Here is an 11,420-nt window from a genome sequence, read left to right as displayed (position 1 = left end):
GCAACAGAAATAGTCATAACTCCACTGTACAGCAAGAATATTCATGCTGTCCGATATTTATGCATGCAATTGTGAGCAGTCTCATTATTTTGGAGATTAGCCGTATGCTTAGTGGAGGGTGATCCAGACCGTGCAGTCCGAACGTCGGCTGCAGCGTTGCCCGTTAGCGATACGGGGCACATTTATGTCACCCACGTCCACCGCTGAGCGCCCCAAAGCTCGCGCAATTCAACCAAATCCCGTCGTCCAGAGCTACTCAGAGCTCCTCAAGAGTGTTAAGGCAGCCGGACTTCTCGAGCGCCGCACCGGCTTCTACATCTGGGTCTTCGTGGCCCTGGTCCTGCTGATGGCCGGCACTTGGCTCGGCTTCGCACTCATTGGCGATTCCTGGTACCAGCTTTTGATAGCCGCAGCCGTAGGCATCCTGTGCACCCAGCTAAGCTTCCTTGCCCACGAGGCCGGACACAAGCAGATCTTCGCGTCACGGCGTGCCAATGACTGGTCAGCCCGTCTCCTGGCCGCCGGTGTTGCCGGCATCAGCTACTCCTGGTGGGAACAAAAGCATGGAGCCCACCACAACCACCCCAACGTCATCTCCAAGGACCCGGACATCCGGAACAACGCCCTGGTATTCCACGAGGATGCAGCAGCAGAGCGCAAGGGCCGCCTTGCCTTCCTCACCAAGAAGCAGGGCTGGTTCTTCTTCCCGCTCCTGACCCTGCTGGGCTTGAGCCTGCAGTTCGACTCCCTGCGCTTTGTCTTCGGCAAGCAGAAGGTCCGCCACCGCTGGGTAGAGACGCCCATCCTCGTGGCCAGGCTCGCAGCCCTTCCGGTACTCGCCTTCACCTTCCTCCCCATCGGTATGGCGTTCGCGTTCCTCGGCGTGCAGATCATGGTCTACGGCTTCTACATGGGAGCCTCGTTCGCACCCAACCACAAGGGCATGCCGGTCCTCCCCAAGGACAGCCGCGTGGACTTCCTGAACCGCCAGATCCTGACCTCGCGCAACATCTCCGGCGGCCTCTTCATGGACTTCCTCTTGGGTGGACTCAACCGTCAGGTTGAGCATCACTTGTTCCCGGATATGGCCCGCCCGCATCTGTACAAGGCCACAAAGATTGTGCGTGAGTTCTGCGCCAAGCACTCCATTTCCTACACGGAAACCTCATTGCTGCAGTCCTACGGCATCGTGGTCAGATACCTCAACGAGGTAGGCCTCGCAGCGGGCCGCGGCTTCGACTGCCCCGTGGCTTCGACGCACGGACGCTTCTAGGCGTTCCACAAGGGAAGCCCCAACTTCCCTAGGATGGAACCTGAAACCGGGCACCGGAAGGACCGCCCCGGAGTGAGGAGCCACCATGACGAACGCCATCGTTGCACAGCAGCCCGGAGGACCTGAGGTCCTCCAGCTCGCCTCCGTGGAACCACCAACCCCTGGCCCCGGCCAGCTGCTGATCAAGGTCGCAGCTGCCGGGGTCAACTTCATTGAGACCTACCAGCGCAGCGGGATCTACACAGTGGAGTACCCCTTCACCCCCGGGGCCGAGGCCGCGGGAACCGTTGAGGCCGTGGGCGAGGGTGTGGAGGAATTCTCCGTCGGCGATCGCATTGCCACGGCCGAGGGAAACAGGACCTACGCGGAGTACGCCCTGGTGGACGCCGGCAAGGCACTTCCGGTTCCTGCCGGCGTCGACGATCACACTGCTGCGGCTCTGCCGCTGCAGGGAATCACCGCTCACTACCTGATGAACTCGTCGTTCCGGGTCGAACCGGGGCACACCGTGTTGCTGCATGCAGGCGCCGGTGGTGTTGGCCTGCTGTTGACGCAACTCCTGAAAGCCCGCGGCGCGCGGGTCATCACTACCGTCTCTTCGGATGAAAAGGCCGACCTGTCCACCCTGGCGGGCGCCGATGAGGTGCTCCGCTATGACGGATTCGCCGAGAAGGTCCGTGAGCTCACCGACGGCGAAGGCGTCAACGTGGTGTACGACGGCGTCGGCAAGGATACCTTCGACGATTCCTTGAAGAGCCTGCGCATCCGCGGTGCCATGGTTCTCTTCGGGGCAGCATCCGGTCCGGTGCCGCCGTTCGATCCCCAACGCCTGAACGCTGGCGGCTCCCTCACCCTGACCAGGCCCACCATGGCGCACTTCGTTCAGAACGCCCAGGAACGCCGGTGGCGCTCAGCGGAAATCTTCGACGCCGCCGCCAACGGCACCCTCGCTGTCCGGGTGGGCGCAACGTACCCGCTCGCGGAAGCTGCCCAGGCACACAGGGACCTTGAGGGCCGCCGTACGACTGGAAAAGTCCTGCTGGTCCCCTAAGTGACGATACCCGGCCCCCAACGGCGAATGACGTGCAGGAGAACAGCAGCGCAACAGAGTGTGTCGCGCAGGAAACGGCAGACACCTTTTGTTCATCTTTCTGCGGAAAGCTGACGTCGTGAGCACAGAACATTCCTTGGGGGCCGGGCATACCCCTGCCTTGACCACGTACCGTCCCCAGCTGCCGGGCGGTGCTGCGGCCCCTGCCGAGCGCACCCTCGTTGACATCCTGGAAGAAACCGCATCCTCCTTTCCCGAGGCCTCGGCGCTCGATGACGGCCATAAGTCCCTGAGCTACACCGAGCTGCTCAAGGCAGTGCGGACCTTTGCCGCCCGACTCAATGCAGCGGGCCTGGGGCGGGGCGACAAGATCGGCATCCGGATTCCCTCCGGCACCAACGAGCTTTACATCGCCATCCTGGGAATTCTCATGGCCGGCGCCGCCTATGTTCCTGTTGATGCGGACGACCCCGAAGAGCGCGCCCGCCTGGTGTTCGGCGAAGCCAAGGTCGGTGCCATCATCGCTGCGGGCCTGGACATCGAACTTTCGGGCGCTTCACGAGAGCCCGTTTCCGAGCCGTCCCCTCCCGTTTTGGACGACGATTCCTGGATCATTTTCACTTCCGGTTCCACTGGAACGCCGAAGGGCGTTGCGGTAAAGCATCGCTCCTCAGCAGCGTTCGTGGACGCAGAAGCGCGCATCTTCCTCCAGGCCGAACCCATCGGTCCACAGGACCGGGTGCTGGCCGGGCTCTCAGTCGCCTTTGATGCTTCCTGTGAGGAAATGTGGCTTGCCTGGCGTCACGGAGCTTGCCTGGTTCCGGCACCGCGAGCCTTGGTACGTACCGGCATGGACCTGGGCCCTTGGCTCATCAACCACGGCATTACCGTGGTTTCAACCGTGCCCACCCTTGCAGCCTTGTGGCCGGCCGAGGCCCTCGAGAACGTCCGTCTCCTCATCTTCGGCGGCGAAGCCTGCCCGCCCGAACTGGCCGAGCGCCTCGCCGTAGACGGCCGGGAGGTGTGGAACACGTACGGTCCTACCGAAGCAACCGTCGTTGCCTGCGCTGCCCCGTTGGGCGGGCCCGGCCCCGTGCGTATCGGGCTGCCGCTGGATGGCTGGGACCTGGCCGTCGTCGATCCCCAAGGCGTCCCGGTGGCAGAGGGTGAGATCGGCGAACTGATCATCGGAGGTGTGGGACTGGCCCGCTACCTCGATCCCGCCAAGGACGCCGAGAAGTACGCGCCCATGACGACGCTGGGATGGGACCGGGCCTACCGTTCCGGTGACCTGGTGCGCTTCGAAGCCGAGGGCCTGATCTTCATGGGCAGGGCCGACGAACAGGTCAAGCTGGGTGGGCGCCGGATTGAACTGGGCGAAGTGGATGCGGCTCTTCAGTCGTTGCCCGGCGTGGCAGGGGCCGCGGCGGCAGTGCAGACAACGGCTGCCGGCAACCAGATCCTTGTTGGCTATCTGGCCCCTGCTGATGGCCATGAATTGTCCATGGAGGAGGCCCGCCGGCTTCTTGGCGAGAGCCTTCCGGCCGCCTTGATCCCCCTGTTGACTGTGGTGGATTCGCTTCCCACCAAGACCAGCGGCAAAGTGGACCGCCATGCACTCCCCTGGCCGCTGGCGGGAGCCGGTGCCACCGAGGCCGGGAACGCCCCGCTGAATCTTCCCGATGACGCCCGCTGGGTGGTGGAGCAGTGGGAGTCTGTACTTGGCAGTCCCGTCAGTTCACTCGACGCCGATTTCTTCGCCTACGGCGGTGGGTCCTTGGCTGCGGCGCAACTCGTTTCCGCCCTTCGCGTCCGCTATCCCACCATCACCGTGGCGGACATTTACGCCACACCCCGCGTCGGCGCGTTGATCGACGCCGCCCGGCAGTCACTTCCCGACGGCGGCGTGCCGGTGCCCGCTGCTGAGCGCACCGTCCGCCCTACTGCCCTGAAGTCGCAGATCTTCCAAGTGCTGATGGGCGTGCCCTTGCACATCCTGGTGGGCATGCGTTGGCTCACCTACCTCATGGCCGCCAACAGGCTGCTGTCAGACTTCGCCGGCTTTGCCGCCGCGCCCGTGGTGTCGTGGTGGTGGATCGCGGCGTCATGGCTGGTTTTCGTCAGTCCCTTGGGCCGGATGGCGATCTCCGTAGTTGCAGCCAGGGTGCTGCTTGGCAGGATCCAGCCCGGCACCTACCCTCGATCCGGCAAAACCCACCTGCGGCTGTGGCTCGCCGAACAAATCCAAGATCTTTCAGGTGCCATCGGCCTGGCCAGCGCCCCGTTCGTCCCCTACTACGCACGGGCACTCGGAGCCAAGATCGGCAAGGACGTCCACCTGCACTCACTGCCCCCGGTCACCGGCCTCCTGTCCTTGGGCAGCGGTGCCAACATCGAACCCGAAGTGGACCTTTCGGGTTGGTGGGTTGACGGTGACTCCGTCCACATCGGCCAGATTCATGTGGGAGCCGGTGCAGTTGTCGGCGCCCGAAGCACCCTGATGCCCGGAGCCACCATTGGCGCGGGCGCCCACGTCGATGCCGGATCCGCTGTGCTGGGCAAAGTGAAAGCAGGACACCTAGTTGCCGGCTCCCCTGCAGAACGCCGAGGTAAGGCCAAGCACGAATGGCCGGACACCATCAGCCGGCGGCCTGTGGTTGACCGGCTCTGGTTCTCCGCTTTTGCCAGCGCTTCGGCTTTGCTGGCGCTTATCCCCTATATCTCGGCATTCGTTGGTGCCCTGGTGGTTCTGGCTTTCATCCGGGGCCACGAGTCGTTGGAAACAGCGCTTCCACAGATTGCCCTCGCCGTTCCGCTGGCCGCCTTGGTGTGGTTCTTCGGCAACCTCGTGCTCATCCTGATTTTTGCCAGGCTTCTCGGTTTGGGTTTGAAGGAGGGGTACTACCGGGTGCGCAGCCGGATCGGTTGGCAGGTGTGGGCCACCGAGCGCCTTCTGGACATGGCCCGGGACCTCCTTTTCCCTGTCTATGCAAGCCTCTTCACGCCTCTCTGGCTACGACTCCTCGGGGCCAAGGTAGGCAAAAACGTGGAAGCTTCCACGGTGCTCCTTGTTCCAAAGATGACCACCATCGGGGACGGAGCCTTCCTTGCCGATGACACCATGGTGGCCTCGTATGAACTTGGTGGCGGCTGGATGAAAATCGCGCCGGCCAAGATCGGCAAGCGCTCGTTCCTGGGCAACTCAGGAATGACGGCCGCAGGGCGTAACGTCCCCAAGAACTCGCTCGTCGCGGTGCTGTCCGCCACCCCGGCCAAAGCAAAGTCCGGCACCTCGTGGCTTGGCAGTCCGCCCGTCAGACTGCGCCGCACCGCCGTCGATGCTGACCAGACCCGAACGTTCCGCCCGGCCCTGAAGCTGAAGGTCGCCAGGGCATTGTGGGAACTGTGCCGCCTGATACCGGTCATCCTCACTGTGGCAATCGCCGTCAGCGTGATGCTGGTGTTGGACTGGATCGCACGAGGATGGGGTTACTGGATCGCCGCAGTCCTGGGCGGCGTGGTGATGCTCGCAGCAGGAGCCGTGGCAGCGCTCAGCTCCGTCCTCGCCAAGTGGGTTCTGGTGGGAACCATCCGTGCAGGCGAACACCCGCTGTGGAGCTCGTTTATCTGGCGTAACGAGGTGGTGGACACCTTCATCGAGATGGTGAGCGCACCCTGGTTTGCCCGCTCTGCCGCCGGAACTCCGGCCTTGGTGTGGTGGCTTCGCGGCCTCGGCGCCAAGATCGGCCGTGGTACCTGGTGCGAGAGCTACTGGCTGCCCGAGGCTGACCTCGTGACCCTGGGAGAGAACTCCACCGTCAACCGTGGTTGTGTTGTCCAGACGCACCTGTTCCACGACCGCGTGATGAGCCTGGATACAGTGACGCTCGGCAACGGAGCCACCATGGGTCCGCACGGCGTCATCCTCCCTGCCGCCAGCATCGGCGACGGCGGAACTGTTGGTCCGGCGTCGTTGGTAATGCGCGGTGAGACGGTCCCTGCCGGAACGTATTGGATGGGCAACCCGGTGAGCCCGTGGGTGGGCCCGTCAGCACAAGCGCCGCGCCTGAAGTAGATTGGACGGATATGGCCGCACCAATCCCCACCCCCAAAACCGACGCCGACCCCTACACTTTGGACCACGGCAGCACCAGCTACCGTGTGGACCGGTACGAGTTGGACCTCGATGTCAGGCTGGGCAGCAACAAGCTGATCGGCAAAGCGGTCCTGCGATGCACTGCCTTGGAATCCACGCCGCAGATCGTCCTGGATTTGGTGGGCCTGCGGGCAAGCAAAGTTCAGTTCGACGGCAAGAAGCTCCAGAAGTTCAGCCACCGGGCAGAGCATCTGGTGCTTGCCCCCGCGTCCCCGCTCAAGTCAGGTCAGCAGTTCTCCTTGGAGATCCGCTATGACGGCAATCCCCAGCCGCGGCGCGGACTGTGGGGTGACGTGGGGTGGGAAGAACTGAACGACGGCGTCCTGGTGGCCGGCCAGCCCAATGGCGCAGCGTCCTGGTTCCCCTGCAACGACCATCCCCGCTTCAAGTCCAGCTTCCTCATCTCCGTGACCACGGACGACAACTACCGGCCGGTGTGCAACGGCACCTTGATCTCCCACTCCCGCAAGTCCAGCAGGGAGACCTGGGTCTACGAACAAGCTGAACCCATGGCCACCTACCTTGCTACCGTGCAAATCGGCCGGTACGTCAAGGTTCCCCTGCACGTTGACGACACCCACCACCGGGTGCCGCAGTTCGTAGCAGTCACTCCGGAAATGGCCGTCGACGCCCTCCAAGGACTCCGACGCCAGCCGGACATGATGCGGACCTTCGAGGATTGCTTCGGCCCCTACCCGTTCACGGACTACACCTCGGTGGTGACTGAAGACGAGCTGGAAATCCCGTTGGAAGCCCAGACCGTCTCCATCTTCGGCCGCAACCATATGCGTGATTCCTGGGATGCCCAGCGCCTGATCGCCCACGAACTGTCCCACCAGTGGTTCGGCAACTCGCTGACCGTGAGCAGCTGGAAAGACATCTGGCTGCATGAAGGATTCGCCTGCTACGCGGAGTGGTTGTGGTCCGAGGAATCCCGCACCATGACCGTTGCTGCGCGGGCAACGGCTGCGTGGAAAAGGCTCGACGCCGGCCCGCAGGACTTGTTGGTGGGCGATCCCGGTCCCGAGTTGATGTTCGATGACCGCGTCTACAAGCGCGGAGCCTTGGCCGTCCATGCCGTACGAATCGCGGCCGGCAACGAGGCGTTCTTCGGATTCCTGCAGCATTGGACGGCCACCAACCGTCACAGCTCGGTGTCCACGGAGGCGTTTATTGAGGCCGCGGATTCGTTCATTCCGGGCTTTGATGCTGGGTCGATCCTCCGGCCGTGGCTCTACGAGGCTGCGCTTCCGCCGCTGCCTTCTGCGCGTTAGCCGAGGGCGAGAGCGGCGACTAACCCCTCAGGCAGTTCTTTTTCGGTGACGTCGCTCAGGCCGGGCAGATCCAGCACATCCAGCTCTGCGGGGTTGCGCCTCAGGCCTTGCCCTGTCATCTTCAGCCACGCCTCTTTGCGTGCCCACAGGCGGGCGCGCTGACTATTTTGCTCCTGGTCCTGGATGGTAAATAGGAAGCGCTTTTCGTTTGCGGTCAGCGCGACGTCGTCGAAGCCTTCGAAGGCCGCCTTGTCAGTCGATTCAAGGTCCACCCCCAGCCGGAGCTCTTCGGGAGGATGCACGACGCCGGCCAGCAGCACCCAGCCCGACGCTCTGGAAGCGCTGAGCGCCAGAGGTGCGGGGCCGCCGTCGAGCATGAACCCTGGGCGACCATGGTCCTGGCCGGGGCCGCACTGCGGGCAGTGATAGGAAGGGACGAGGCGGCGGGACTCCACTCCCAGGAGCGTCGCAGCAAAGTGCAGTGCAGCAAGTCGGCCGGCGATGAACTCTTCACGGTCCTCGGGGTTGGCGTAGCGAAGGGCGCGCTCGAGGGCCAGCTGGCCGAGCAGTTCAACCGCGTCTCCTGCGCCGGGCGTCTCATCGAGCCTCCACAGCTCAAGCACCGGATTCTGCATCACGCCCTCCTCTCACGGCTAAGTCCCCAGCCCAATGTCGCAACAGCTATGGGTGGATTCCCCTTCTGTGAGGCTTCAAACGACTCTCCCATCGCCCCGTGTCCATGCCCACATCGGGCAACTGCAGGACTCACGCTTCCGAAGCATGGGATACGAAAATACGCAATGTTGAGTACGGATTGCACGGCCACCCTTTCCTGCTCCTTTTCAGAAGCGCCAGCGGAGATCGACGGCACCTTCAACCAGCACAGTGTTGAAGGGAATGTCAGCGTGTCCGCGCTCATATCCCAGACCGACGGTTGTGGACCATGCCTTTCCAACATCTTGAACAGCCCGAAGGTACGTCTGCTGTTCTGCACTTTCTCTGGAAAGCACCAACTCAGCGTTGCTGATGATGGTCAAATATCGTCGTGCAGGGAGCCACTCCAAGTCTTTCAGGCACTCGTCAAAGGCGCTCCAGTTCCCACCGAAGTAGTCCGGAAATGAAAAATTCTGCTTGTACTCTGCGAAGAGCTGATCCAGGGTGAGCATTTGGGATCCATCCAGGTCGACAACCAGAACGTCAGCTCCTCTGAGCGCCTGGCGCACGAACTGAGCCTGCTCCAGGTTTGCCGCATGAACCCAAGGCGCGGTTTCGCTCGTCACTGAATCGACAACGTATTCCCCGTCCATCCGCCTATTCTCCACGAATTTTTGGACGCTCCACCGCAGCGAGGAATCGGCCAACATTCGACCGCCCTAACACCGGAGCTCCCACACAGACGAGAAGCATCTCCCTGTCCGGCATTCTTGGTGGCGGCCATGTCAGTCCACGAGCCCGACTCAGGCTCGCTGTTCCCGGACAGGATCCAGGGGTGTTTGGGGGTCTGCTCGAACCGGGAACCAGTCCAGTGTTTCGAGGTCGGGGTGCCGCCGGAGGGTCTCGATCAGTTCTTTGCTGCCGAAGACCTTGGATCCCAGCAGGTCCCAGTCTGTCCAAACAGCCCACGCCCGGTCCTCCGGCCACCAAAACTCAGGCGTGTGGTTGGGAAGAGTTGGTTCCAGCAGTGCCGGCAGGAGCGCTTCGAGTTCGAAGGAGACGACCTGCCGTCGCCTGATTCCATCGGCACCGACCACGACGCCCAATATGTCGTCCGCGTATCGGTCCGCAGCGGCGAAGATTCCCTGCACCCACTGAGTTTTTGTCGCGGATTGCAGCAGGGTTAGAAGCGCTTCCAGCTCCACTTGACCAATGGTCCCGCTCATGGGTTGGTACACAAATTCAGCACCAGGCAGAACAAGCCCGGCCTCATCCCACCCCACCATCGCGTCCCAGCGAAAACAGGGAGGGACTTCCAACCCATCCCAAAACGCTCCCCGTAGCGGAACGCCTTTGATCTTGGCCACTTTGCTCCACCTGATCCTGACGAACTCAGACGGCGGAGCCACAAGGTAGATCGGGCCCTTATCCTCCTCAGCGAGCAGACCCGGATCAACACCAAGGGGACATACGTATTGATTGTGGAGAATCCAGACACTGTCCTCGCAACCAGGTGGAAGGACGGCCGTCTCCGCTGCGTTGACGACGTCTTCGCCTAGCCACGATAATTCCTCCTCAAACCCATTGGTTGACCAACGGGCAGGCAACGGGCTTCTAGGCTGCTCAGACATGCGCCACCCCGGAGGCAGGACAGCATCCTCGGTATTCATGAGCAGAACCTACCATCAGGCATCCCGGAGGCCATCCCTACAGCCACCCCGCAAGAGTACTGGTATACGTGCAGCATCAGGAGGTGGCATCAGCGAGACCATGCGCGTGAACACGCAATCGCCCCAACTGATCATCTGAGATTGCTCGAATCGGCTGGTCCGGGTCCAGAGGGCAGAAGAATTCGCCATCAGAAGTGAGGGCACAGAGAACACTCCCGGACATATGCTCCGGCAGAAACAGGAAGGGCGGATCGACAAAAGGAAAGCCCTCGCTGCTGACCCAGGCCACTCTGCATCCGGCATCGATGATCGTCTGCAACGTCCCACGAACGGCCGTTGTCCAGGCTTTCCCACTCAAAAACTCCTGGACCCTTACGTCCCACAGTTTCAATTCCCAGGTCTCACCGTAAAGACGGGATTCTGCTGCATCCGTTCCGGCAGGCCACAAGCCCAGCGGGAAGGACCTTTCAACCCAACGTTTCGGATCGACCAGCCCATAAACGATGAATCCCGGCATTTCCTCTTGTCCGCCGTCGGCGTCCCAAAACACTGTCATGATTTTCCGTGTGGGCGGCCTCATTAGCGGGCACGCCGCTGATGGAGCTGAGTTGGTTGGGAAACGCAGTCGCCAATTGTCATTGATCGTTGCCTTTTCTAGATGCGGGAAACACCTACTTGCTGGCGCTTGCTCTCAGCGAGGAGATCCCGGCCAGTTCGCCCCAGTGTATTCGTTCCTCGACAGGGCGCCCGCGTCGCTGGCTGATTGCTTGCCTTTGTTCGGTAGTCTCAGCGGGTGACTGACTATCGGCAACACCCCAGCGTCGTGGCGCATTGGCACGACGGCTCCTTCCAGCCGCTTCCCGAAGCCCTGGACGCGCCTGACACCATCTGGTTTGCGCTGCCTCCGGAACCGGACACCGAGCAAATGTGGGAAGGACTTCGCGGCCGAGTTGAAGCAGACGGCACAGCCACTGTCCTGGCAGTGCCGGCTTTTCTCTATGACATCAACTTTGGCGACAGGGTGAACGTCATGCGCTCGGCAGAGGACGCCGTCGTTGCCACAGGACTCGACCACGACACATCGAACTTCACCTTCCGTGTCCTGCTGAAAACGGATGACCCAGATGCTTGGCAACCGCTGGCCACTGAACTCGCCCAGCTCGGCTGCATCCTTGATGTCATGTCTCCGCGGTTCTTCGCTGTGTCCTGCAATGAAGCCTTGTCACAGGTCGTCGCCGACAAGCTGTTTACTCTGCAGAACAACGACGAACTTCACTATGAAACAGGCAGGACGAAACTGCCGGAGCCCAAACGGGCGTAGCTTCCGGGCTGCTGGCTTTCT

General features: G+C 62.3%; 9 protein-coding genes. 5 read left to right on the top strand and 4 right to left on the bottom strand.

Features of this window, described 5'->3' with window-relative positions:
- Positions 1 to 184 precede the first annotated feature (184 nt).
- The 4 genes from HP499_RS14500 to HP499_RS14485 all read left to right on the top strand — a co-directional run bounded on the left by HP499_RS14500 (position 185) and on the right by HP499_RS14485 (position 7,754).
- A complete protein-coding gene (locus HP499_RS14500) occupies positions 185 to 1,273 on the top strand; it encodes an acyl-CoA desaturase (protein WP_172324812.1) in 1,089 nt (362 codons plus the stop codon).
- Between the two features lie 85 nt (positions 1,274 to 1,358).
- Positions 1,359 to 2,324 carry a quinone oxidoreductase gene (locus HP499_RS14495; protein ID WP_172324810.1) on the top strand — a complete coding sequence of 322 codons (966 nt, stop codon included), beginning with the start codon at positions 1,359 to 1,361 and terminating at the stop codon, positions 2,322 to 2,324.
- A gap of 118 nt (positions 2,325 to 2,442) precedes the next feature.
- Positions 2,443 to 6,399, top strand: a complete 3,957-nt coding sequence (locus tag HP499_RS14490) for a Pls/PosA family non-ribosomal peptide synthetase (RefSeq protein WP_172324808.1) — start codon at positions 2,443 to 2,445, stop codon at positions 6,397 to 6,399.
- 11 nt (positions 6,400 to 6,410) lie between these two features.
- On the top strand, positions 6,411 to 7,754 hold the full coding sequence (locus tag HP499_RS14485) for a M1 family metallopeptidase (protein WP_172324806.1): 1,344 nt from the start codon (positions 6,411 to 6,413) through the stop codon (positions 7,752 to 7,754).
- Here the strand turns inward: HP499_RS14485 and HP499_RS14480 are convergent.
- The 4 genes from HP499_RS14480 to HP499_RS14465 all read right to left on the bottom strand — a co-directional run bounded on the left by HP499_RS14480 (position 7,751) and on the right by HP499_RS14465 (position 10,634).
- On the bottom strand, positions 7,751 to 8,389 hold the full coding sequence (locus HP499_RS14480; protein WP_172324804.1) for a 4'-phosphopantetheinyl transferase superfamily protein: 639 nt from the start codon (positions 8,387 to 8,389) through the stop codon (positions 7,751 to 7,753). The genes HP499_RS14485 and HP499_RS14480 overlap by 4 nt on opposite strands.
- Before the next feature lie 207 nt (positions 8,390 to 8,596).
- Positions 8,597 to 9,061 carry a barstar family protein gene (locus tag HP499_RS14475; protein ID WP_172324802.1) on the bottom strand — a complete coding sequence of 155 codons (465 nt, stop codon included), beginning with the start codon at positions 9,059 to 9,061 and terminating at the stop codon, positions 8,597 to 8,599.
- A gap of 150 nt (positions 9,062 to 9,211) precedes the next feature.
- Positions 9,212 to 10,078 (bottom strand): hypothetical protein, encoded by an 867-nt coding sequence (locus HP499_RS14470; RefSeq protein ID WP_172324800.1) that lies wholly within the window; start codon positions 10,076 to 10,078, stop codon positions 9,212 to 9,214.
- A gap of 76 nt (positions 10,079 to 10,154) precedes the next feature.
- The gene (locus tag HP499_RS14465) at positions 10,155 to 10,634 is read right to left on the bottom strand and encodes a hypothetical protein (RefSeq protein WP_172324798.1); all 480 of its coding nucleotides are present in this window, start codon (positions 10,632 to 10,634) and stop codon (positions 10,155 to 10,157) included.
- Positions 10,635 to 10,871: 237 nt separating this feature from the next.
- Here HP499_RS14465 and HP499_RS14460 point away from each other — a divergent pair, with 237 nt between their 5' ends.
- Positions 10,872 to 11,399, top strand: a complete 528-nt coding sequence (locus tag HP499_RS14460; RefSeq protein WP_172324796.1) for a DUF4265 domain-containing protein — start codon at positions 10,872 to 10,874, stop codon at positions 11,397 to 11,399.
- Positions 11,400 to 11,420 lie beyond the last annotated feature (21 nt).

The sequence above is a fragment of the Paenarthrobacter sp. CM16 genome, from assembly GCF_013179505.1.
In the GTDB taxonomy this organism is placed as follows: Bacteria; Actinomycetota; Actinomycetes; order Actinomycetales; family Micrococcaceae; genus Arthrobacter.
This window is presented reverse-complemented; position numbering and strand designations above follow the sequence as displayed.

What these genes read in the sequence shown, in the direction of transcription:
- HP499_RS14500 (WP_172324812.1), top strand. Translation starts at nt 185, where the DNA reads ATGTCACCCACGTCCACCGCTGAGCGCCCCAAAGCTCGCGCAATTCAA.
- HP499_RS14495 (WP_172324810.1), top strand. Translation starts at nt 1,359, where the DNA reads ATGACGAACGCCATCGTTGCACAGCAGCCCGGAGGACCTGAGGTCCTC.
- HP499_RS14485 (WP_172324806.1), top strand. Translation starts at nt 6,411, where the DNA reads ATGGCCGCACCAATCCCCACCCCCAAAACCGACGCCGACCCCTACACT.
- HP499_RS14480 (WP_172324804.1), bottom strand. Translation starts at nt 8,389, where the DNA reads ATGCAGAATCCGGTGCTTGAGCTGTGGAGGCTCGATGAGACGCCCGGC.
- HP499_RS14475 (WP_172324802.1), bottom strand. Translation starts at nt 9,061, where the DNA reads ATGGACGGGGAATACGTTGTCGATTCAGTGACGAGCGAAACCGCGCCT.
- HP499_RS14470 (WP_172324800.1), bottom strand. Translation starts at nt 10,078, where the DNA reads ATGAATACCGAGGATGCTGTCCTGCCTCCGGGGTGGCGCATGTCTGAG.
- HP499_RS14465 (WP_172324798.1), bottom strand. Translation starts at nt 10,634, where the DNA reads ATGACAGTGTTTTGGGACGCCGACGGCGGACAAGAGGAAATGCCGGGA.